This window comes from Haladaptatus sp. R4 (assembly GCF_001625445.1).
Classification (GTDB): domain Archaea; phylum Halobacteriota; class Halobacteria; order Halobacteriales; family Haladaptataceae; genus Haladaptatus.
Genome location: NZ_LWHG01000028.1, coordinates 471164 through 492081 on the forward strand (window position 1 = coordinate 471164; position 20918 = coordinate 492081).

Sequence of the window (20918 nt, forward strand, 5' to 3'; positions counted from 1 at the left end):
GTTCGTCAGAACTGCGTCGGAACGGGTTCTGACTGGGTCCAGTTCGCTACGCTCACTGAAACTGCGAAAAAGCGGAGCTTTTTCTGGCTCTCCTTCGCTTCGCTCATCGAAACTCCCCAACGACCGCAGGCATACACCCGTCGCCGGGTTCGTGATACGAGAAGTGGTCGGGGACGTAATCGACGTTGTGGTCCTCGTAGTTCTCCGGCGGCGTCCCTTCACATCCCGATTCCCCGACGGCGGAGTCGAACTCGGCGGTTCCATAGGCCCACGTGAGCACCTGATCGTCGGATTTCCAGAAGTTGTCGAACTCGCCGACGACGTTGGCGATGGCGGGACCGTACTCGCCGTCGACGGCCACCGATTCGTCGTCGGCGGCCCCGCCCAGCAGGGTCGCCGATTCGACGTAATCGCTGTAGCCGAGCGAGTCGAGCGCCCCGATGGTCGATGGGACGACCCGCCCGCCGAGCGAGTGGCCGATGAGGCGGACGCGAGCGCCGGTTCGGGCGCGGTAGTCGGTGATGAAGTTGGCGAGTTTCGCGCCGTTTCGCTCCGCGATGTCCGTCGCGGGCCACCACTGGTCGATGCGCGTGTCCGAGTCGTAACTGAACCCGATGACCGGATGGGTGTAGCCGTTGTTCCGGAGTGAGGTTTTGACTGTCTCGAAGTGGTCGGGCGCCTCGTCCGGCGCGACCAACCACCCGTGAACCGAGATGACGACTTCCTCCGGATTCGCGCTCCCGTAGCCCGGTATGTCCCCGACGGTGCTGTAATCCCACTTCGTGTGCCCGTCGGTCAACTCCTCCTCGTACAGCCAGTTGATGTCGAAATGACCGCGCGTCGTCGCGCGGGGGAAATCCGCGGGTCCGGTGATGTCCCCGTCGTCGCCTTCGAACCCGGCGGCGGTTCCGGTGACGCCGACCAGTCCGACCGCCGCCGCGGCCGTCCCTTTCAGCATGGTCCGACGGGTTATCTCGGTCGTTTCGGTCGCCTCTGAGTTTCTGTCGGTGTCGCGCGGCATGAATTCATAGAGCCCATTCCAGATATTAAATCTGTTGCAAAATTCGTTAGGGTTTCTGTTCGCGAGATCGAATACATCCATCCGAGCGGTTTCACGCGTCCTTACGCCCGATTCGATATATCCGTCCCTCGTACTCGATGACCCGCGACTCCGACACGGAAATCGCCGTTCGGTTCACGTCGAGGGTGACCCGGCGAACAGCCGTTTGACCAACCGAGATTACTACTAGACATACACAAACCTTTTTGTATTCCCAGTAGGTATTGTGTGGTAACCATGAGCGTAACTCGTCCATCCACGATCGAAACCGCAATCGAAGGCTGCCGACCCACCGACAAAACCCCGGTAACGCTCGAAGCGACTGCGCTTCCGTCCTCGCGCGACGACCTGCGCGACCTGCAAACGGAACTCGCCGCGAACGATTTCGTCCCGGCCGGTGTGACGGTCGAAGCCTGTTTCGACGCCGACTGCTCGTTCGCCACGCAGGACGAGGCCGACCGGATTCGGGAGTACATCCGAACCGCCGCGTTCATCGGCGCGGGTACCGTCACCGTCGAATTCGATACCGTCGAAGACGAGTCGAAAGTCCGCCCATCCCTCGCCGCGCTGAAGGAGCGTGCCCGCCGCGAAGGCGTCACGCTCGAACTGGACGGACCGCTGACGCTGAACGCCTGATCCGATCTAAAACCTGTCTCTTACGTCGTCCCACCGCGTCCACCCGATCATGGGAAAACGCGCGCTGGAACGACGTCTCTCTGCCGTCTCCACGTTCGACCAGCCACGCGTCGAGTTGGAGCAGTACCCGACACCCGCGGACCTCGCGGCCCACCTCGTCCATCTCGCGGACATCCATCACGATATCGCGGGGAAAATCGTCCTCGACCTCGGAACCGGAACCGGAATGCTCGCCATCGGCGCGGCGACTCGTTTGCCAGCGCGCGTCGTCGGTCTCGACTGCGATCCGACCGCGTTGGCACAAGCGCGGGAGAACGAGCGTCGAGTCGAACCGTCCGCTTCCATCGACTGGCTACTGGGCGATGCGACCCGTGTACCGCTCTACACCGCCGAGTCCGACTCCCCCGTCACCGTCCTGATGAACCCACCGTTTGGGGCACAGGAAGGCAACGAACACGCTGACCGGGCATTTCTCGAAACGACCGCTGACATCGCGGACGTGTCCTACTCGATTCACAACGAGGGAAGTGTGGAGTTCGTCGAATCCTTCGCCGACGACGCCGACGCCGAAGTGACACACGCGTATCGTGCGGAACTGCCGCTCTCGCGGCAGTTCGAGTTCCAGCAACGGGAGCGGACGGTTCTCGACGCCGAGGTTTTCAGAATCGAGTGGCGTTAGCCGCCGTACTGTTCCTTTTTGGCGACTTCGATGCGCGTATCGTTGACGGCGGCGATGACGTGGTTGTTCTTCTTCCGGGTGAACCTGATACCGTCGATGGTCACCGTCGAGTTTTTCCCCGGCATCGGTGCTGTGCCGACGGTGGAGTTGTTCTTCGACAATCGCAGGACGAACCGCCCCTTCCGTGGGACGACCGACACGTTGTTCCCGGCGAGGATTGGGTTCGCCGTCACCGAGTCGGACGAGAAGACGTGCTTCCATCGCCCCTTCGGCGACCGAATCCACACCTGATACGCCGCACCGCCGCCGGTGACCGTCCATCCGGTGCGTCGCACCGTCACCGCTTTCGCCCACCCGACGCCGCCGACCCTGACCGTCGCCACACCGTCGTACGCGAGTTGCCCCTTCGACACCTCACGGGACCATATCTCCCGATCCGGGTTGATGACGATGACGCCGCTAGTGTTCACGTCTGTCGTCTCGCCGCCGACCGACACGTCGATGACGGACACCTTGCGGTTCGGCACGTTCTCGGCGTACGTCACGGTGTAATCCCCGACCGTCACACCCGTATCGAGGGCGTCCGCCCTGTTTCGATGGACCGTCGTGAGGTTCAACGGGGCGGCGACACCGGCCATGATGATGATCGGAATCAACAGCAGGACCGTTCCGACCTGTCGCGCGCTCGGCGAGAACGTCCGTTGGTCCGTCGTGCGGACCGCGACGGCGACCAGCGTCGCCAACGTGAGGACGAACAGGACGCCCAGCGCGCGAAAGAGGACGAACGTCTCCATGCCGCGATACCACCAGAGCGCCCACAACGACGATGAGACGAGAACGACGAACCCACCCGCCCACACTCGAAGCGCGCTCGGCCGAACGCCGCGCGACCGGAGGAGATAGACGCCCGCGACCGCGCCGAGGAAGAAACCCATCGTGTGACCCTGAATGGCGATGCCGTACCACCACGGCCGGGAGAAACTCGTCGTCGCGTGTGCGATCGTTTGCGGGTCGTGAAACGCCGAATAGAGTGTCGAAACGACGGTCTGCACCGAGAGCGCGATGACCGTTCCGAGCGGATAGCGGACCAGTGCGAACCCGACGAACGCGAAGAAAACGCCGGAGAAGCCGATGACGGGACCCCACGAGAAGATGCTGGTGAGGAGTCCGATGGCGACGACACCGAGCGGGAACAGGACGAACGCCCGGACCCACGGGTTCGTCCGCCACGAGGAAAACGACGTTTCGCCGTCGTTCGGCGGATAGTGGCCGAAGTAGTACTCGGCCAGCGGCGCGACGGCCAGCGTGCTCGTCATGTTACCGAGCAAGTGGCTCGGTCCGACGTGAGAGAACGGTCCCGTCAGCATGCCGAGCGGGTAGAGATACGACCACGACGCGAACGCGACGGTTACGGGATTGTACCAGTGGTTCCAGCCGTCCTGTACGAACAGGTACACCGCGATGACCCCCGAAACGCTGACGACCGTCCCCCACGGAATTCCGAAGAGAAACCGTTTCCGGAGCGTTCTCCCCCACCGTCCGCGCGGAGGTCCAATCCCCAGACGACGACCATGGAAACCAACAGGCCGAGCAACAGGCCGAGTTGCATCGGCCACCCAGCGAACGGCGACACCATGTTCGGACCGTGTAACCGCGATACCATAAAACGAACACGTCCGCGGTCGCCGCGACTACCGGCCGGTCGCGTCCGCGGAAAACGTTAGGTCGGTTCGTGAGAACATCGAGGTATGACAACGACGCCGACAGAGGGCGAGACGAGGACTTTCTCGCGGACGTTCACGAACGAAGAGGTCGCCGCGTTCGCCGACCTCTCGGGTGACCGGGGACAGCATCACGTTGAAGGGGAGACGCCGATGGTCCACGGCCTGCTGACGGCGACGCTCCCCACGAAAATCGGCGGCGACATGGACTTCATCGCGCGGGAGATGACGTTCCAGTTTCGACGGCCGGTGTACGTCGGCGAGGAAATCACCTGCGAGACGACGGTCGAAGATGTCGTTTCGAGTCCGGAACGCCACGAGATGGTCGTCTCGTTCGCCTGTAAGAACGAGGACGACGAGGTCGTCCTCGCGGGCGACATCGACGGCGTTATCTTCAGAAATTAGAAGTCCGGCAAGTCGTCGGGCGCTTCGAACTCCGCTTCCCAGTCCACGTAGTTCTCCGCGAGGACGTCACAGACGACCTGTCCGAGTTCGGTCAGCGATGCGTTGATAGACGAGACGGCGTTCCACGAGTCGATGTCCGGGTGGATGTCCCTGACCTTCCAGTCCTCGGGGATGCCCGGCGCGTGGTAGCCAACGCGGTTCGCGAAGTCGTCCCAGAAGAAGTCGAACTCCGAAAAGAGGTCCAACTCCAGCGCGGTTTCGAACTCGCGTTCCTCCAGGTCGGTGTGTTCGGCCCACTGGTCGAACGATTCCTCCCACGCACCCTCGCGGAGGAAGTCTTCCAGTTCGTCGCGGTGGTAGTCCCGCTCGCCCGCGACCGACACGTCATCGTACTCCTGAACGTCCGTCTCGGCCTGAAGCGTCGGCGGATCAGGGGCAGGTACGTCGAGTCCCATGAATCCGGATAGAACGGGTGCTCGGATAAGCGTTCCTTCAGGGCAGGCACGGTAGGTGTGGATTTCGACCGCGACGAATCGCCGGAAATCGAAGTTACGTTCCCGAAAACAGCCGTTACACGCGTGGACGGTCGGGGAGGTTTATCCACGTTCTGGCCGACGAACGATCCGGAATGAGGGACACGACACGTACACTCGGAGTCACGCTCGTCGCAGCGCTACTCGCCGTCGGTGCCGGGTTCGCCGGTATCGGGGCGATGGCCAGCGGCGGCGGTACGACGACGAGTCAAACGACGATGGGGAATGGAACGACGTACGCAACGACAACCAATACGACGACCGCGATGGGCGGAACGACCACGGCGGCAGCGACGTCCACGACGGCCAACGAGACGATGACGACTGCCGCGAACCGGACCACGAGTCGGACGACGTCGAACGGAACGACCGCCACGAATCGAACGACGACGTCGAACGGAACGGGGAACGCACAGGTTCGTGTCGCGCACATGTCGCCGGACGCGCCGCCGGTCGATGTCCTCGTGGACAACGAGACGGCCGTCTCCAACCTGTCCTACGGGAACGTGACCGACTACACGAGTCTCCCGGCGGGCGAGCACAACGTGACGATCACCGCCGCGGGCGACCCGAGCACCGTCGTCTCATCGAACAACGTGACGTTCGACGCGGGCACGAACTACACCGTCGCGGCGACCGGATTGCTCTCGGGAAGCGGTGATAACGCGTTCGAGTCGGTGGTGTACGAGGACAACTTCACCGCGCCCGGACAGGGGAACGCCTCCGTCCGTCTCGTCCACGAAGCCATCGGAGCGGGACCGGTGGACGTGACTGTCAAGGGGACCAACACCACGTTGTTCGACGACGTGTCGTTCCGCAACGCGACGGCGTACAAGGAAGTTCCGGCAGGTGACTACACGCTTGAGGTCCGTCGCGCGACCGCGAACGACGACGGAACGGTGCTCAAGACGTTCGACGTCACGCTGAACGAGAGCACCGCCTACTCCGCGTTCGCGGCGGGATACGTCGACCACGATCTCGTCCCGCAGGGGACGCCGGACAGGCCGTTCGACCTCATCCTCGTTACCGACTTCACGGCAGCAGGGAACGTGACGACCACGCCGCCGACGGCTACAGCGACGACGACCGCAACGACCTCGACGACCGCAACGGCCACATCCACGACGCCACGAACGACGAGTTCGATGGGCACGATGACGACCACGTCGACGAACGCGACGACTGAAACACCAGCAACGAACGCGACGGCCACCTCGACGCAAGCGACGACGATGACGGAGAACACGACCACCTCGTCCACTACAACTACCACGACCAGCAAGTAGACCACCCGCCGTTTTTTTGAATTCGTGAGCGTCAGACTCGTGGATAATAATAAGTGTGTTGAGTAATACTAGTTGACAAATGAACGGACGTCGAGCGATCGAATACGGCCCGTACGCTGTCGCGGCGGGTATCGCATTGACTGCCGCTCTCGTAACCGGGGTGTTCGACTTCGTTCCCGGTTTGGGGTGGTTCTTGCGAGCAGTCGCGTCGATTCTCCCGGTTCGTGGACCGAACTTGTCGCTGTTGTTCGTCGGGCTTCCGCTACTACTCGCGCTTTCGCTCGTCCTTCGAGCCGCGTGCGTCACCGCGCCCGTCAATGTGATGCTCGCGGTTGCCGCCGTCCCCTGTTTGCTCGTCTGCCTGTGGGCGTTGTATTCGGCCGTTTTCACCAGTTCTGGCGTCTATTTCGGAGGTCTCTTCGCCATGGTTGCGGAGACGTTGTTGGCCATCGCCGTCCTCGTCGACGGACTCCTCTCACGGGTCGGTGCGTTAGCCTCGGTTCGTCGGCGAACCCGGTTCCCCGACTGAGTCACCGGTTCCGTGCCCCTCACTCCTATCGCGGCGCTCGACCGAAACCACGCCTCAGTCGATTCGTTCGACGAGTCTCTGGAGTTGTTCGATACGCTCCTCGCGGGCGGTGTCACGAAGCGCCTGCTGGTTTTCGTCGGGACATTCGAGTTCGGGAACGGGCGTCGGCTTGCCGTCGTCGTCCAGCGCGACGAAGGTGAAATACGACGTCGTCGTCTCGCGGTTGATTCCCTTGCGCGGGTCCTCCGCGTGCACGTCCACCTTCACGTCGATGCTCGTCCGGCCGGTGTCGAAGACGAACGCCTCCACGACGGCGACCTCGCCGCGGTCGATGGGCGAGATGAAATCCACGTGGTCCATCGACGCCGTGACACATTGGTTCCCGCAGAATCGCATCGCCGAGATCGCGCCACAGATGTCCATCCAGTGGAGCACCGCTCCCCCGAGTGCCCGGTCGAGGTTGTTGGTATCGTTCGGCAGGAGCAGTTCGGTCATCTCGGTGTACGAATCCATCAACGTCGCCGTGTCTGCCATACGTCCACTTCTCGGGCGTCGTACTTAGTTCGTCCCAGTTTTGCGCGCCAGAGTTATGCGCGTCGCCGACCGCTAGTACCCCAATGAGTCGGGAGCGGACGAAGCCGGAATCGAAACTATTGGCGACCGAGAAAGTCGTGTCAGCGATCGGCGATGGGATCTATCAACTCGACCCCGACGGCCGCTTCGTCGCGGTCAACGACGCAGTCACCGAAACGACCGGTTACGACCGCGAGGAACTGCTCGGCGAACACGTTTCGCTTCTCGTGGACGGTGCCGACGTGCGACGCCTCGAAGACGAAATCGCGGATCTGCTGTCGAGCGACCCGGACGGGGTTCGAACGACCGAGTTGTTGCTTCAGGGAGCGACCGGGGAGGAAGTCCAGTGTGAGATCCGTTTTTCGGTGGTGCTGTCCGACGGGGAGTTCCTCGGCACGGTCGGCGTCACCCGCGACACCTCGTGGAAAAAGCGACGGGACGCCGCGCTGAAGGCACAGCGCGACGAACTGACACAACTCCGCCACATCAACGCCGTCGTTCGAAGCATCGACCGCGCCGTCGTCCGCGCGGACACGGTCGAAGGGATCGAACAAGCCGTGTGTGACCGCATCGCGGCCGCCGAACCGTATCGGTTTGCGCTCATCTCCCGTTTCGACCCCGAACTCGAAACCCTCACGCCCGAGGTATGGGCAGGTATCGGGGAGGAATACGCCGAGAACCTGCGAGAGGCCGACTTCATCGATTCCGACGGTGAAGCCGTGGAAGCGACCAGAACGCGCTCGGTGCAGGTCGTACGAGACGCCACGACGGAAGTGCACGACTGGAAGGGTCCCGTTTCGGACACCGGTCGTTGGTCGATGGCGTTCGTTCCGCTGGTCCACGACCGGACCGTTTACGGCGTCCTCGGCGTGTACTCCGACCGCCCGTTCGCGTTCGAGGGGCCGGAGCGTGACGTGTTGGACGAACTCGGCGAGATGGTCGGCTACGCGCTCTCGGCGGTCAAAACCCGATTGGCGCTCGTTGGTGACCGAACCATCGAACTGACGTTCCAGTTCTCCGACGACGAGTACCTCTTCACCGTTATTTCGGAGGAGTTGGACTGCGTCGCTCGGTTCGAGGACGCGATACTGCATCCCGACGGAGCCATGCTGTTGTACGTCTCGATAGAGGGTGCCGATCCCGAGCACGTCCTCGACTTCTGTCGGGAGTTCGGCGTCACGCATCTTCGAGGGATCAGCGAGCGGGAGGACGAATGCCTGCTGGAGATACGCTACGACGAGCCGATGGCATTTTCGGTGCTGACGAACCACGGCGGTATCATCCGGTCGGCAACTGCGGAGGACGGGGTCGCACGCGTTACCGTCGACATGCCGGAGACGGGCAACGTCCGCGAAGTCGTCAAAGCCATGACTGGTGTGTTCGAGAATTCCGAACTCATCTCCCGACAGACGATCGAACAACCGACGGAAACGCGCGCCCGGTTCCGCGACACGCTCGAAGACCGACTCACCGAGCGTCAACGAACGGTTCTCACGACGGCGTATCGAGCCGGATACTACGACTGGCCACGCGGGAGCACCGGAGAGGAACTCGCAGAATCGCTCGACATCGCTCCGCCCACCTTGCACAAACACCTCAGACTCGCCGAGCGAAAGGTGCTATCGGGAATCTTCGACGAGCGGGATCGGGACTAATCGTTTAGCCTTCCTACTCAATGCCGTTCGGTGGTTGGTCTCTGGTATGACAATCGATACTCTGCCGAGGAAAAACGACGGTGTACGATTGGACGAGACGTCCCCATCCTCTCTCGACACGCTCTTCAAGGTGTTCTCGGAACCGACTCGGCGCGAAGCGGTCGTTCTCCTGCGACGTGAAGACGACCCCCTCTCCGTGATGGACCTCGTCGACCGTCTCGACGGCGATGCCGACCGCATACGGATCGCGCTCGTCCACGTTCATCTCCCGTTGTTGGATCGTGTCGGAATCGTCGACTGGGACCAAGCGAGGGAGTCGGTCGAATTCGTGGACTTCCCCGACGAGTACGACGAACTGTTGAACGTCGTCGAGCGAGATGTCCAACAGTAATCACCTACTATCGAACCCCTCTTAAAAACTCAACTATTGAACGCATAATCGCATGCGAGTCGATATAATATGTTCACGAGTGAATCAATCCGTGTTGAAAGGAACATCCGAACCGGTCGCGTCGGCCCAGTACTCGTGGGGTAGCGACATGACGCTCGTCCAGACTATCGTCGAGACGATGTCGTCGGCGAGCGGTCGATCACCTGAAGAGCTACCGCCGCTTCATCACGTCGTCGATGTCGACGCCCTCGAATCCGTCTTCGGTCCCCGTGGTAACGGCCAGCACCGGTCCGTTACAGGCGAAATCTCGTTCATGTACGAGGAGTACGAAGTCGTGGTCGAGAGCCAGGGCCGCGTCCTCGTCCACGTCGCCGATTAGTTCAATTCGCCGTCGAGATGCGTAGAAAAATTGCCTTATCATCGATACTGGTAAAAATAGCGAGAGAGTACGGAGAGTGATGACCGACCAGCGCCCGCCGTCATCCGGAGGCGGCGAGGGAAACATACGAGTAGTCGGAACGGCCCACGTCTCTGAAAAAAGCGTCGAACGAGTCGAAGAAGCCATCGAGGAGGACCAACCGGAGATTGTCGCCGTCGAACTCGACGAAGGACGGTACCGGCAGATGCAGGGCGAGGTCGCGGAGGACCTCGACCCATCGGATTTACTCCACGGAAACACCGTCTTTCAGTTTTTGGCGTACTGGATGCTATCTTACGTGCAGGCACGGATGGGTGAGGAGTTCGACATCCAACCCGGCGCGGACATGAAAGCCGCTATCGAGGCCGCGGAACGGCACGGTAGCGGCGTTGCACTCGTGGACCGCGACATTCAGATGACGATTCAGCGCTTCTGGGCGCGGATGAGCGTCCGCGAGAAGCTACGAATGGTGGGCAGTCTCGCCCTCGGGGTGACCGACCCGCTCACCATCGGCCTCGTCGGCGGTGCCGTCTTCGGCGTCTTCTTCGCCATGATATTCGGCGTCTTCCTCTCGCCGCTTCTCGGGTTGAACGGGGCACTGACCTTCGGCGCGGGAACCGGCGCGTTCCAACTCGTCGGTGGCCTCGCGGGTGGCGCGTTCGCCGGACTGGTGCTCGGAAGTCTCGCGCTCTCCATGGGGATGACGCGACGTATCGACCTCGCGCTCGGCGGCGGACTGGTGCTCGGAATCGTCGTCGGTGCGGCGGCGGGCGTCGGCGCTATCAGCCTCGTCGGTGCGGGCACACTTGTCGGAATCGGCGCAGTCGTGCTCCGAATCCTGACGTCGCTCGTCGTCGGCGTCGGTATCGGCATGGTCCTCGGGATGCTCGGCGGATTCCTCCTCGGGAGCGCCCCCGTCGAAGAGGAGGAACTCGACGAGGAGTTCGACATCGAGGACCTGACCGACGGTGACGTGATCACGGCGATGATGGAGGAGTTCCGCCGGTTTTCACCCGGCGCGCGGAAGCCCTCATCGACGAGCGTGACGCGTTCATCGCACACAAACTCGTCGCGCTCCGGGAGGCGGGCCACGACGTCATCGCCGTCGTCGCGCGGGTCACCGCGCCGGGATTCAGGGGTATCTGGACAACCCGAGTACGCTCCCGCCGATGGAGTCGCTGGTCGGTACCGAGAAAGGCAATCGATTCTCGCTGTTCAAACTGCTCGGCTACTTCATTACCGTCGCGTTCTTCGCCTTCTTCATCCTGCTGGCGATGGCGGGCGTGCGACACACGTTCCTCATCGAGGTGTTCGCGGCGTGGTTCCTGTTCAACGGCATCTTCGCCTTCGGACTGGCGAAACTCGCCGGTGCACACTGGGTCAGCGCGCTCGTCGGCGGCGCAATCGCGTGGCTGACCAGCATCAACCCGCTGCTCGCGCCCGGTTGGTTCTCGGGCTACATGGAGCTGAAATACACGCAAGTCAACATCGCCGACATCGCCACACTCAACGAGATCATGAGCGACGAGGAGTTGCCCCTCGGGGACATCATGAACCAGATGCTTGAGGTACCGCTGTTCCGACTCATCGCCATCGTGGCGATGACGAACATCGGGAGCATGGTTGCGACGTTCCTCTTCCCGTTCGTCGTCCTGCCGTTCCTCGGCCCGCAGGTCGGCGGCGTCGCCGAAATCACGCGGCTGATGGTCGAGGGCGCGCACAACAGCGCCGACATCATCTGGGGTGTGCTGTCGTGAGCGGCGGCGTGAATAGTACCGGCGGAGGCGTTCGGTTCAGCACGATAGAAATCCGCGACCTGTTGGTCGCGTGGGTCGCGCTCGGCGTCGCGTTCACGCTGTTTCTCGACCCCGAATTCGGGCAGTCGCTACTCCGTCCCGGCGTGTCCTTTTCGACGTCGGTGTTCGTGAAGGCGTTCGGCGTCTCGCTGCTCACGGCGGGAGTCGGCTTCCTGCTCCACGAGTTGGCGCACAAGGTGGTGGCGATTCGATTCGGTCAGTTGGCCGAGTTCCGCGCCGATTACCGAATGCTGGCGTTCGCCATCGTCGGCGCGCTCGCGGGCTTCCTGTTCGCCGCACCCGGCGCGGTGTACCACACCGGCGGGGTCACGGAGCGCGAAAACGGCCTCATCGCGCTGGCCGGACCGATGACGAACATCGTCCTCGGCGTGTGCTTCTTCCCGCTCATCTTCGTCGGGCCGGACATCGTCACACGCATCGGCTACCGCGGCGCACAGATCAACTTCATCCTCGCAGGGTTCAACATGCTCCCGTGGGGGCCGCTCGACGGAAAGTCGGTGCAACGCTGGAGCACGACGGTTTTCGTCGCGGCGCTGATTCCGAGCGTGTTGCTGGCGCTGTTCGGACTCTTCGTGATGTGACGCGGTTCGTTATGACGGGATGGATTTGGTGGGTTTGCAGTTAGCAAGAATGCGACCTCGAAAACCCCCGCCCACTCACGACGACGTGACTATTCTGGTTTTGCGACCGCAGCGACGACGAAGAAGGCCCAGAAAGCCCCCGCCCGCTCGCTACGACGAGACGTGTTTGATGGGTTTGTGATTTCCGCAACGGCGAACATGACCTCGAAAGCCCTCGCCCGTTCGGTCACTCGTCCCTCGCGCGGGCGCACTGGGGTGCGCCTTCACGCGCCGTGTGATCCACAAGCAACTATTCTGGCCGGGCTGTGTCGCCGCGAGCGAAGCGAGGGGCGGCTCGGGAGAGCAAAGCTCTCCCGGCGTGGAGAGGCCAGAATATCTCGTGGAGCGACCGCGACCAGACGGGGGGCTTTCGGGATCTGCTTCTCGGTAACTGCACTCACAAAACCATCAAATACATCTCAAAGTGGCTAGCTTCATCGAAACCGTCCGTGTGAGCGAACCCGCGAACAGCAAACCTTTACTCACCCGGGACACGCGTTCCACCATGAGCGAGGACGAGGAACTCACCTATTCTGACGCGGGGGTAGACATCGACGCGAGCGAGGCGGCGACGGCGGCCCTCGTCGGTGCGGTTTCGGACATCGACAACACGACCGACTACGCTGGACTGCTCGACATCGGCGACCAGTATCTCGCGTTGGCGACCGACGGCGTCGGGACGAAACTGCTCGTCGCGGAGGCGCTGGGCGACTACTCGACGGTCGGCATCGACTGCATCGCCATGAACGCGAACGACCTCGTGGCCAGCGGCGTCGAACCCGTCGCGTTCGTGGACTACCTCGCCGTGGACGAACCCACGGAGGAGTTCTCCGAACAGGTCGGCAAAGGACTCGCGGCGGGTGCCGAAGAGGCGGGCGTGGCCCTCGTCGGCGGCGAAACCGCCGTCATGCCCGAGGTCATCTCCGGCCTCGACTTGGCGGGTGCCTGTGCCGGACTCGCGCCGAAGGACGCCATCTTTCCCGGCGAGGCCGAGGTCGGCGACGTCGTCGTCGGCTTCGAATCCGACGGCATCCACTCGAACGGCCTGACCTTGGCCCGCAAAGCCGCGACGAAGAATCACGACTACGACGACGAGTTCCCGGACGGCGAGGGCACCGTCGGCGAACAGCTTCTCACTCCGACACGGCTGTACACCTACCTGCTTCCCGCGCTCCGCGAACGCGACGTGCACGCCGCCGCGCACGTCACCGGCGGCGGATGGACGAACCTCCTGCGGATGGGCGAACACGAGTACGAAATCACCGATCCGTTCCCGGTCCAACCGGTGTTCGACTTCGTCCAGGAGGAGGGCAACGTCTCCGACGAGGAGATGCACCGGACGTTCAACATGGGCACCGGCTTCGTCGTCGCGCTTCCCGAAGACGACGCCGAATCGCTGGTCGAAGAGACGGACGGTCGGATCATCGGTTCCGTCGAAGCGGGCGAGAGCGTCGAGATTCGTGGCCTGAGCCTGAACTGACGTCCGGAAGCGGTTCGTTCTGCGGGGATCCGGTCGGGTCGAACTTACAGGTGGAAGGACTCGAAACCAGCTGAATCGCTGCTAAGTCGTATCCTCACGGCGCGAAACTGCTACGTCTTCGAACGGGTATTACCAGAATATTTATTTAATTTGGGTGTGGGGTTTTGTCATGCCCAACCTGTCCCGTCGCGCTCTGCTCGGTTCCGCCGGTACGTTCGCTATTTCGGGGTGTGTGATGGGTTCCGGGGTACAATCGTTCGATTCGGACCACACCATCTGGCTCGAAAACAGGTACGACGAGGAGCGGACGATTCACGTCTGGGTCGTCCGGAAGGCGGCCGACGAAACCGTTTTCTCGACCACTCGACAGGTCGGGCCGGGAGACACGGCCGCGCTGTACAACCTCGAACAGGCCGAGACGACGGACGTGGAGACGTTCCGCGTCTGCGCCCAGATTCTCGATGCCAGTTCGAGCGACACGGGGTACAAACAGTGTACGACGGCCAAGACGAACGCGTGCTACGGGAACGTCGATATACAGATACAGAAGGACGGGTCGGTCGGCATCACCTACGCCATCTGTTGATTCCGCCACGAAGATCCACGACTACGACGACGAGTTCCCGGACGGCGAGGGCAACGTCTTCGACGAGGAGATGCACTGCACCTTCTACATGGGAACCGGGTTCGTCGTCGCACTCCCTGAAGACAATGTCGAATCGCAGGTTGAAGAGACGGACGGAGAAATCATCGGCGCCGTGGCCGAAGGCGAAATCGTCGAGGTCCACGGACTGAGTCTATCGTAATTCGTCTCACCACTTTTTCAACCGAAAGCATTTGTCGTGAAAGTCGCGAGAGTATGTATGAAAGACATTTCTCTCGCAACGCAGCCGCTCACGGATGCAGACGAGAAACTCATTGACCACGCTACGGAGGTGACAAAAACCGCGTTCGACCCTGAAAAGTGGGGTGGCGCGCACATTGTCGGTGCTGCACTCCGCACCGATTCCGGCGAAGTGTACACCGGCGTCAGCATGCCCGCGAGCGTCGGCCGTGTCTCCATGTGTGCCGAGCCAGTCGCACTCGGGAGCGCAATCGCGGATGGTAAAACCGAATTTGCAACCTCCGTCGCGGTGCGCCACCCGCTCCCCGACGAGAACCGCGATTTCGAAGTCGTTCCCGCGTGCGGTGTCTGTCGGGAACTGCTCGCGGATTACGGTTCGGATATCGAGATTATCGTCCCGCACGACGGCGAACTGCGGAAAGCCGATGCGCTCGCGCTCCTTCCGACGCGGAACTGGTGAGTCCTCCGATTTCAGAGATACAACATCTAGTCGACATATCTCTCGATCCGATCATTTCAGAAGACATATTACAGCGTGCGATCAGGATTGGCAAGTATGTCGAAGGTCTCTCGTCGCGCGCTCCTCGCGTCCGTTGGCGCAAATCTCGCCCTCGCTGGGTGCGTGTTCTCCACTGATTCGGACGGTCCGGACCCGGACCACCCCATCTCGTTGAGAAACGAACACAGCAAGTCGCATCGGGTTCGCGTCTGGGTCGTCCGCAAATCGACCGGGGAACGAATTTTCAATGCGAAGCGAGTGATCTCGGTAGGAGACCACGTATCGCTGTACAATTTGGAGCAAGCACATCCGAACGGTGTGGAGAAATTTCGCATCTGTGGGAAACTGCTCGATTCCGACCGACGAGAGACGGCGCACGAGACGTGTACGACGGTCAAAACGAACGAATGCTACGGTAGCGTTAGCGTGCAAATCGAGAGGGACGGGACGGTCAACACGATGTATTCGATTTGCTGAATCACGACACACCGTCATTTCTCCTCAGAAATCTCATTCCAACAAACAGTTTCGGTCGGGATATGTCCGAACCGACCCGTCGCGCCCTCATCACTTCTGTCGGTGCCACGCTCATTGTCGCAGGCTGTATCTCCGATTCAGGTGGTGGCGCTCCAACGGACGAACTATCGACCAATTCGACGACCGATGTCACGATTAGTACCGCCGCCCTCGTCTCTCCCGGTTTGGAAGAAACCGACCGGAGCCATTCCATCGAAGTGCAAAACGACGCGGGGAGAAACGAACCGTCCGCATCTGGGTCGTCCGCGAATCGACCGGAAAGACCGTCTTCGACGAGACGGACACGTTCGAGGCGGACGGCGGGCTACAATCTCAAGGATGCCAACCCCGAGGGCGTCGAAGCGTTTCGCATCTGTGCCGAACTCGTGGACTCGAAGGAGACGGAAACCAGCGCTCGGACGACGAGCGATTTCGAAACGGTAACAGCGGACGGAACGACGGCCCAAACGACGACAAAACGGAAACCGACCGCTGATACTTGGCACTACACCACGGCGGAGACGAGCGAGTGCTACGGGAATTATCGGATCACCGTGGAGAAAGACGGAGCGTTCTCTACTGCCATTTCCATGTGCTAACGTCTATTCCTCGCGATAACTCACGACAACTCCTTCACGTACACGTACCCCGACGTGTCGATGCGCTCGTCGTAGAACTTCTCGTCGCGGCGGTAGCCCGCCGATTCGTAGAACTCGATGGCGCGCTCGTTTTCGGCCATGACGCCGAGTCGGATTCGCTCGCCGCCGCGGTCCGCGACCGTCCGCTCGGCGTGTGAAAGCAGTCGGTCGCCGATTCCCTCGCGCCACCTGCTGGGAAGCACGTAGATGCGCCCCAAATCGAACGTCGCGGAATCGCCGTCGGTTGGACTCGCGCCGACGAACCCGACGACGGCCGCCTCCGTTTTCTCCTTCCCCGTTTTCCCGTCTTCCACTGCAACGCCGAGGATGGAATCGTCGTCCTCGAACAGCGAGCGAAACGTCGCGGCGTCGTAGTAGCGTTCGAGGAACTCATCGGTCGTCTCGGCCCCGATTATCGGGGCGTGTGCCGAATGCCACGCCCGCTCCGCGACGTGCTGGATTCCGTCGGTGTCCTCCCGCGTCGCCGGACGGACGTCGATGCCCATGCGAAAACGTCAGCGAGACCGATGAAAAAACTATCGCGGAGTTGCGTTCTCAGTTCGTACGAAGTCGTCGTTCAACGCGACCGAAGCCGTCGTCGGTCCTCGGAGCGGATCGTTTCGTAGGCGGCGAGGACGACGAGCAGCGCGGTGAGCAGGCCGAGACCGACGAAGGAGGGTACCACCATCATCACCGGAATCAACAGCACGGCGACGATTGCAACGATGGCACGCGCGACGCTGATGGTGCCGTGGTCGCGGAACCGGTAGGCGTTGTGACCACAGAGATAGAGCGTTCCGCCGCCACAGAGCGCGACGGCGGGGATGGCGGTGAGCGGTTGGTTCGGGTGTGCCGCCGTCTGTTCGATGCCGAGCGCAATGAAAATGATGCCGCCCATCATCATGAGGTGGATGTAGCTGTAGGAATCGCGCGCCAGTATCGTCCGTTCACGGTCGGACGCCCGAGCGAACCGGCGTTCGGCGGCGAGCGTGATGTAATCGAAGTAGAGCCACCACAGCGTCGCGATGAGGGCGAACCCGGAGAGGACGGCGAGCAGGAGTCGCGGGGTGATCGTCAACCCGGCCATGCCGACGCCGATGGCGACGATGGACTCGCCGAGCGCGATGATGATGATGAGTCGATGCCGCTCGACGAAGTGGCTCGCTTGGACGTGAAACCCTTCGACGCCTCGAAATTGCGCGATTCCGTAATCAACGACGATTGCGGCTGTCCACAGCGCCGCCTGTAGCGTCGTTCCGACGAACCCGGAGACGATGAGCAGGACGGGTGCTCCCAAAAATCCCGGTGCGAGGCGGAGTATCGCTTCCCGGGTCTCCGGCGGCGTGGTCAGTCCGTAGAGGACGACGTGCAACGCGCGAACGACGAAGTACGCGACGGCGAAGAATACCGCGTCCGTGGTGAACGCGCGCGGAATCGTCAGCGCGACGACGAGCATGGCCGCCATCGCCAACAGGATGACAAACCGCTCGGGGAGAATCTCCTCGACCGGAATGGCGTTCGTCAACCACGAGTAGCAGACCCACGCCCACCAGACGACGGCGAGTAGCGCGATTCCGCGAACGACGCCCGGCCACGACAGGTGATTCGTCAGAAAACCCGTGATCTGCGTGACGGCGAACACGAACACCAAATCGAAGAACAACTCCAGTGGCGTGACGTCCCCGTCGCGCTGTGTTTCGTCCACGGACTCGACATCTCTCGTACTCATCGTTGACATGCCTTACTCGTCCCGAACGAGAACCCGCGGGGGTATAATTGCGGTGGGAGAGCGACCGTTTCGAACTATCGAACCGCGCGACGGACCGTCACGACTAGCTCTCGCAAGACCGGAAAGCCGTCGTACGCCCAGAGCAGAAGCGTGCACGCCGAAATCGCGCCGACGAGAACGAAGTACGACGTGAAGTCGTGATGGACGAGGTGGGCGCGGTACTCGGCGAGGAGTTGCCCGACCGTTCCGGTGAACCCCGCGTCGTGGTCGGGTGGGAGCACGACTACCGGCCAGAGCATGTGTTCTATACCGTACCGGATTCCCTCGTTCATGTGTTCGAGTGCGTCACCGACGTTGTGCGAGAGGAATCCGATACCGAACGCGAGTCCCAATCGCGGGCGGGTCGTTCGCCGCGCGAGCGCGTGAGCGACGGCGATCACGAGGATGCTGGTGAACAGCGAGTGACCGAGCGCGTACCCGTTTCGAAAGACGCCGTACTGCCAACTCAACGGCTTGTCGATGAGGTCTGGGACGACCGAGGCCACGGCGGCGACGACGATCGCTGCTCCACCCGGTGGTTCGTGATGACGGACGTGAACGAACGCGGAATAACAGAGATAGGCGAAAATCGCGGATTCCCACGGCCACATGGTTCGTCGTACGTCCGCTTCGGAGATACGTCTGTGGTGAGAAACGGTAGCGTTCGACACGACCGAAAAAACGAGATTGCGACCGGAAGACACCCCAATTCGCGTTAGGACAGTCGAGCCGCGATATCGGCTTCGGTGACGATGCCGATGGTTTCGCCCTCTTCGGTCACCATGACTGCTTTGTAGTGGTCGAGGAGGTTGCTGATTTCGTTGAGCGTGGCCGACTTCGAGACGGTCGGGAAGCTTTCGTCCATGAACTCACGGACGGCCTCGTCGCGGGCGTCCTCGCTGACGTGGACGAGACTGCTCTCGCTGATCGAACCGACCGGAACGCCCTCGTTGATGACGGGGAGTTGGGAGTAGCCTGCATCCTGCATCTTCTGTACCGCCTCGCTCACCGTGTCGGACGGGCCGACGTTGACGACGGATTTGTGGAGCAGGTCGTTCGCACGAACGATGTCACCCTCGGATTCCTCCAAGGCGTTGACGATGCGTCGAAGCGTCGAGAGTCGCGGGTCAACGTCGTCGCCCTCGATCCGGGCGATGAGCGGTTGAGAGACACCGGCCCGCTTTGCGAGTTCACTCTGCGTGAGTCCCAAATCGGTTCGGTGTTCCCGAAGGTCTTGGGGTGTCGGGAGTTCCATGCCTAGAAATTACCAATGGTTATGGTATAAATCGTTCGGACCGCTTATTCGTCGCCGAAGTCGATTTCCTCGTCCTCGCCGAATTCGATGGTTTCGACCACCGACAGCGGGACGTCGCGGAGCGCGCCGCCGACTTCGCTCTTCGCGATTCGCTGGGCGTGTTCCTCGCCTTCGGCGTTGAACACTTTCATTTCGAGGACGAGACCGACGAGCGAGGTGTGGGCCGCGATGAACGCCGAATCGAACGGTTCGCCGCAGGCAGGACACCCCGTCGCGCCGACTTCGACTTCGACGTAGTCCATGTTCTTCTGATTTAGCCGCTTTCCTGCTTCGCTGACGGCGACGCCGATGGCGTCGTCGATGTCGTTGACATCGCGTACCAACCAAGCCGCCTCCATCGCAACGAGGTAATTGCTCATACTCGAACCAAACACCGGAGGGTTTCGTGTCTTTTGGTTTGGCGGTCGAAACCGGGCAGTTCGATGACCAATCGTTTCACAGGTTTCGTCGCATCTCGACGCACGCGAGTTCGACGCCACCGAACACCTCGTGTTCGACCGTCTCGATCCGTTCGTACCCGTTCTCCTCGTAGAAGTCGGCCGCGTTCAGCGACGCGTGCAGGGAGAGCGAATCCAAGCCCACGTTTCGTGCCACGGATTCGAGATGCGAGAGCAGCGACGACCCGAGACCGTTCCGCGCGTACTCCGGGTGGACGTACACCGCCGAGAGAACGCCGGTATCGAGTTCGAGACGGCCGAATCCGGCGACCTCACCGTCCTCCTCCGCGACGATAACGTACTTCGATTCGTCACGGATCGACTCCAGATACGGTGCCACCCCGAGCGGTTGGGCGGCCCACGCGTCCACCTGTTCGTCGTGGTAGCCCTCCGGTCCGAAGGCCCGAATGGACGCCTTCCGGAGGTCGAGAATCGGTTTCGCGTCGTCCTCCGTCGCGGAGCGAATCGAAAGCATAGAACAGGTGACAACGGACGGGACCCTAACAGTTCGGATGGAAGCGATAGAATGCTATTCTGAAGCGGGATACGGTCGGTCTCGAACTTCCGGATACAGCGCCGTTTCCGGCGGCGTCGAAAACCACCCGACTTCCGCGATTTCCCCTTCCTGTGGCCGAGGGTCACCGTCGAGTTTCGTCCCGTGAAAAATCACGATGAGTTCAACAATCTCGGGGCCCTCGTCCTCGGTATTCCGATTCCGTATGATGTGCACCTCGCACAGACCGGTCAGTTCGCACTCGATCCCGGTTTCCTCCCTCGTCTCACGGATCGCAGCCTCCTCGAAGGTTTCACCGACCTCTACTTTTCCTCCCGGGTCTCCCCATCCGTCGTCCCCATCGTTACGCACGAGGAGCACATCTCCGGATTCGTTCGTCACCCAGACTCCCGCCCCGCCGAGCGTTTCGTCCTCGAATCGTTCCGCGATGGCCCGGTACTGGTCCTGCGGATGCTCCCACGTCTTCTCGACGACATCGAACCTACCGTACTCGTCTTCGAGCCTTCGGAGTGACGACTCCACGGCTCGTTCGCTTCGTTTTCGGATCGACATACGATAGAGCCAGTCTTCGAACTGGAATAAGC

Annotated in this window: 25 protein-coding genes and 2 pseudogenes; 16 read left to right on the plus strand and 11 right to left on the minus strand. The window is 61.7% G+C overall.

The genetic code is table 11. The features are described from left to right. Nucleotides 1-103: 103 nt before the first annotated feature. Nucleotides 104-1021 (minus strand): triacylglycerol lipase, encoded by a 918-nt coding sequence (locus tag A4G99_RS17430; protein ID WP_066146455.1) that lies wholly within the window; start codon nt 1019-1021, stop codon nt 104-106. Between the two features lie 276 nt (nt 1022-1297). Between A4G99_RS17430 and A4G99_RS17435 the strand changes: the two genes are divergently transcribed. Together A4G99_RS17435 and A4G99_RS17440 are read left to right on the plus strand one after the other, a co-directional pair. Next, complete coding sequence (locus tag A4G99_RS17435; protein ID WP_066146458.1) at nt 1298-1696, plus strand: hypothetical protein; 399 nt, start codon at nt 1298-1300, stop codon at nt 1694-1696. A 46-nt stretch (nt 1697-1742) separates the two neighbouring features. Beyond that, nucleotides 1743-2375, plus strand: coding sequence for an METTL5 family protein (locus tag A4G99_RS17440; protein WP_190303801.1), 633 nt, complete (start codon nt 1743-1745; stop codon nt 2373-2375). On the opposite strand, the gene A4G99_RS17445 is transcribed toward A4G99_RS17440, so the two are convergent. Further along, nucleotides 2372-3991 (minus strand): rhomboid family intramembrane serine protease, encoded by a 1620-nt coding sequence (locus A4G99_RS17445; RefSeq protein WP_223301952.1) that lies wholly within the window; start codon nt 3989-3991, stop codon nt 2372-2374. The genes A4G99_RS17440 and A4G99_RS17445 overlap by 4 nt on opposite strands. Before the next feature lie 132 nt (nt 3992-4123). Between A4G99_RS17445 and A4G99_RS17450 the strand changes: the two genes are divergently transcribed. After that, on the plus strand, nt 4124-4501 hold the full coding sequence (locus tag A4G99_RS17450; protein ID WP_066146464.1) for a MaoC family dehydratase N-terminal domain-containing protein: 378 nt from the start codon (nt 4124-4126) through the stop codon (nt 4499-4501). Here A4G99_RS17450 and A4G99_RS17455 read toward each other — a convergent pair. Continuing rightward, a complete protein-coding gene (locus A4G99_RS17455) occupies nt 4498-4956 on the minus strand; it encodes a hypothetical protein (protein WP_066146467.1) in 459 nt (152 codons plus the stop codon). The two genes, A4G99_RS17450 and A4G99_RS17455, sit on opposite strands and share 4 nt — an antisense overlap. A gap of 173 nt (nt 4957-5129) precedes the next feature. Here A4G99_RS17455 and A4G99_RS17460 point away from each other — a divergent pair, with 173 nt between their 5' ends. Further along, nucleotides 5130-6320, plus strand: coding sequence for a DUF4397 domain-containing protein (locus A4G99_RS17460; RefSeq protein ID WP_223301953.1), 1191 nt, complete (start codon nt 5130-5132; stop codon nt 6318-6320). 79 nt (nt 6321-6399) lie between these two features. Then, nucleotides 6400-6849, plus strand: coding sequence for a hypothetical protein (locus A4G99_RS17465; protein WP_066146470.1), 450 nt, complete (start codon nt 6400-6402; stop codon nt 6847-6849). Between the two features lie 54 nt (nt 6850-6903). On the opposite strand, the gene A4G99_RS17470 is transcribed toward A4G99_RS17465, so the two are convergent. Then, nucleotides 6904-7383: an acyl-CoA thioesterase gene (locus A4G99_RS17470; protein WP_066146472.1), complete on the minus strand. Its 480-nt coding sequence runs from the start codon at nt 7381-7383 to the stop codon at nt 6904-6906. An 83-nt stretch (nt 7384-7466) separates the two neighbouring features. Between A4G99_RS17470 and A4G99_RS17475 the strand changes: the two genes are divergently transcribed. From A4G99_RS17475 to A4G99_RS17520, 11 genes and pseudogenes are all read left to right on the plus strand, one after another. Next, entirely contained in the window at nt 7467-9077 is a 1611-nt protein-coding gene (locus tag A4G99_RS17475; protein WP_082837872.1) for a bacterio-opsin activator domain-containing protein, read from the plus strand. A gap of 46 nt (nt 9078-9123) precedes the next feature. Next, a complete protein-coding gene (locus A4G99_RS17480) occupies nt 9124-9468 on the plus strand; it encodes a hypothetical protein (protein WP_066146475.1) in 345 nt (114 codons plus the stop codon). Nucleotides 9469-9562: 94 nt separating this feature from the next. Then, nucleotides 9563-9847, plus strand: a complete 285-nt coding sequence (locus tag A4G99_RS17485) for a HalOD1 output domain-containing protein (protein WP_223301954.1) — start codon at nt 9563-9565, stop codon at nt 9845-9847. Nucleotides 9848-9926: 79 nt separating this feature from the next. Beyond that, a pseudogene (locus A4G99_RS17490) lies at nt 9927-11643 on the plus strand (TraB/GumN family protein). A gap of 8 nt (nt 11644-11651) precedes the next feature. Then, entirely contained in the window at nt 11652-12284 is a 633-nt protein-coding gene (locus A4G99_RS17495) for a metalloprotease (protein ID WP_082837884.1), read from the plus strand. A 544-nt stretch (nt 12285-12828) separates the two neighbouring features. Continuing rightward, complete coding sequence (gene purM, locus A4G99_RS17500) at nt 12829-13803, plus strand: phosphoribosylformylglycinamidine cyclo-ligase (protein ID WP_066146741.1); 975 nt, start codon at nt 12829-12831, stop codon at nt 13801-13803. A gap of 169 nt (nt 13804-13972) precedes the next feature. Then, entirely contained in the window at nt 13973-14389 is a 417-nt protein-coding gene (locus tag A4G99_RS17505; protein ID WP_066146480.1) for a hypothetical protein, read from the plus strand. Between the two features lie 31 nt (nt 14390-14420). Next, a pseudogene (locus A4G99_RS29890) lies at nt 14421-14609 on the plus strand (phosphoribosylformylglycinamidine cyclo-ligase); the annotation flags it as partial. 57 nt (nt 14610-14666) lie between these two features. Beyond that, nucleotides 14667-15107, plus strand: coding sequence for a cytidine deaminase (locus A4G99_RS17510; RefSeq protein ID WP_066146483.1), 441 nt, complete (start codon nt 14667-14669; stop codon nt 15105-15107). Between the two features lie 96 nt (nt 15108-15203). Continuing rightward, nucleotides 15204-15623, plus strand: a complete 420-nt coding sequence (locus A4G99_RS17515) for a hypothetical protein (protein WP_066146485.1) — start codon at nt 15204-15206, stop codon at nt 15621-15623. 62 nt (nt 15624-15685) lie between these two features. After that, complete coding sequence (locus A4G99_RS17520) at nt 15686-16261, plus strand: hypothetical protein (protein WP_066146487.1); 576 nt, start codon at nt 15686-15688, stop codon at nt 16259-16261. Between the two features lie 20 nt (nt 16262-16281). Here A4G99_RS17520 and A4G99_RS17525 read toward each other — a convergent pair whose 3' ends face one another. The 7 genes from A4G99_RS17525 to A4G99_RS17555 all read right to left on the minus strand — a co-directional run bounded on the left by A4G99_RS17525 (nt 16282) and on the right by A4G99_RS17555 (nt 20886). Then, the gene (locus A4G99_RS17525) at nt 16282-16806 is read right to left on the minus strand and encodes an N-acetyltransferase (RefSeq protein WP_066146489.1); all 525 of its coding nucleotides are present in this window, start codon (nt 16804-16806) and stop codon (nt 16282-16284) included. A gap of 71 nt (nt 16807-16877) precedes the next feature. Then, nucleotides 16878-18029 carry a low temperature requirement protein A gene (locus A4G99_RS17530; RefSeq protein ID WP_150123143.1) on the minus strand — a complete coding sequence of 384 codons (1152 nt, stop codon included), beginning with the start codon at nt 18027-18029 and terminating at the stop codon, nt 16878-16880. Nucleotides 18030-18103: 74 nt separating this feature from the next. Next, the gene (locus tag A4G99_RS17535; protein WP_066146496.1) at nt 18104-18679 is read right to left on the minus strand and encodes a metal-dependent hydrolase; all 576 of its coding nucleotides are present in this window, start codon (nt 18677-18679) and stop codon (nt 18104-18106) included. A gap of 104 nt (nt 18680-18783) precedes the next feature. Then, the gene (locus A4G99_RS17540; protein WP_066146500.1) at nt 18784-19323 is read right to left on the minus strand and encodes a CBS domain-containing protein; all 540 of its coding nucleotides are present in this window, start codon (nt 19321-19323) and stop codon (nt 18784-18786) included. Between the two features lie 44 nt (nt 19324-19367). Next, nucleotides 19368-19742 carry a DUF555 domain-containing protein gene (locus tag A4G99_RS17545; RefSeq protein ID WP_066146503.1) on the minus strand — a complete coding sequence of 125 codons (375 nt, stop codon included), beginning with the start codon at nt 19740-19742 and terminating at the stop codon, nt 19368-19370. A gap of 76 nt (nt 19743-19818) precedes the next feature. Next, nucleotides 19819-20295 carry a GNAT family N-acetyltransferase gene (locus tag A4G99_RS17550; RefSeq protein ID WP_066146506.1) on the minus strand — a complete coding sequence of 159 codons (477 nt, stop codon included), beginning with the start codon at nt 20293-20295 and terminating at the stop codon, nt 19819-19821. A 54-nt stretch (nt 20296-20349) separates the two neighbouring features. Beyond that, nucleotides 20350-20886, minus strand: coding sequence for an NUDIX hydrolase (locus A4G99_RS17555; protein ID WP_066146508.1), 537 nt, complete (start codon nt 20884-20886; stop codon nt 20350-20352). Between the last annotated feature and the right edge of the window lie 32 nt (nt 20887-20918).

Bases quoted from the DNA above. Each gene is read 5' to 3' on its own strand.
- A4G99_RS17430 (WP_066146455.1), bottom strand. From the start codon at position 1,021: ATGCCGCGCGACACCGACAGAAACTCAGAGGCGACCGAAACGACCGAG.
- A4G99_RS17435 (WP_066146458.1), top strand. From the start codon at position 1,298: ATGAGCGTAACTCGTCCATCCACGATCGAAACCGCAATCGAAGGCTGC.
- A4G99_RS17450 (WP_066146464.1), top strand. From the start codon at position 4,124: ATGACAACGACGCCGACAGAGGGCGAGACGAGGACTTTCTCGCGGACG.
- A4G99_RS17455 (WP_066146467.1), bottom strand. From the start codon at position 4,956: ATGGGACTCGACGTACCTGCCCCTGATCCGCCGACGCTTCAGGCCGAG.
- A4G99_RS17460 (WP_223301953.1), top strand. From the start codon at position 5,130: ATGAGGGACACGACACGTACACTCGGAGTCACGCTCGTCGCAGCGCTA.
- A4G99_RS17465 (WP_066146470.1), top strand. From the start codon at position 6,400: ATGAACGGACGTCGAGCGATCGAATACGGCCCGTACGCTGTCGCGGCG.
- A4G99_RS17470 (WP_066146472.1), bottom strand. From the start codon at position 7,383: ATGGCAGACACGGCGACGTTGATGGATTCGTACACCGAGATGACCGAA.
- A4G99_RS17475 (WP_082837872.1), top strand. From the start codon at position 7,467: ATGAGTCGGGAGCGGACGAAGCCGGAATCGAAACTATTGGCGACCGAG.
- A4G99_RS17480 (WP_066146475.1), top strand. From the start codon at position 9,124: ATGACAATCGATACTCTGCCGAGGAAAAACGACGGTGTACGATTGGAC.
- purM (WP_066146741.1), top strand. From the start codon at position 12,829: ATGAGCGAGGACGAGGAACTCACCTATTCTGACGCGGGGGTAGACATC.
- A4G99_RS17505 (WP_066146480.1), top strand. From the start codon at position 13,973: ATGCCCAACCTGTCCCGTCGCGCTCTGCTCGGTTCCGCCGGTACGTTC.
- A4G99_RS17510 (WP_066146483.1), top strand. From the start codon at position 14,667: ATGAAAGACATTTCTCTCGCAACGCAGCCGCTCACGGATGCAGACGAG.
- A4G99_RS17515 (WP_066146485.1), top strand. From the start codon at position 15,204: ATGTCGAAGGTCTCTCGTCGCGCGCTCCTCGCGTCCGTTGGCGCAAAT.
- A4G99_RS17520 (WP_066146487.1), top strand. From the start codon at position 15,686: ATGTCCGAACCGACCCGTCGCGCCCTCATCACTTCTGTCGGTGCCACG.
- A4G99_RS17525 (WP_066146489.1), bottom strand. From the start codon at position 16,806: ATGGGCATCGACGTCCGTCCGGCGACGCGGGAGGACACCGACGGAATC.
- A4G99_RS17530 (WP_150123143.1), bottom strand. From the start codon at position 18,029: ATGAGTACGAGAGATGTCGAGTCCGTGGACGAAACACAGCGCGACGGG.
- A4G99_RS17535 (WP_066146496.1), bottom strand. From the start codon at position 18,679: ATGTGGCCGTGGGAATCCGCGATTTTCGCCTATCTCTGTTATTCCGCG.
- A4G99_RS17540 (WP_066146500.1), bottom strand. From the start codon at position 19,323: ATGGAACTCCCGACACCCCAAGACCTTCGGGAACACCGAACCGATTTG.
- A4G99_RS17545 (WP_066146503.1), bottom strand. From the start codon at position 19,742: ATGAGCAATTACCTCGTTGCGATGGAGGCGGCTTGGTTGGTACGCGAT.
- A4G99_RS17550 (WP_066146506.1), bottom strand. From the start codon at position 20,295: ATGCTTTCGATTCGCTCCGCGACGGAGGACGACGCGAAACCGATTCTC.
- A4G99_RS17555 (WP_066146508.1), bottom strand. From the start codon at position 20,886: ATGTCGATCCGAAAACGAAGCGAACGAGCCGTGGAGTCGTCACTCCGA.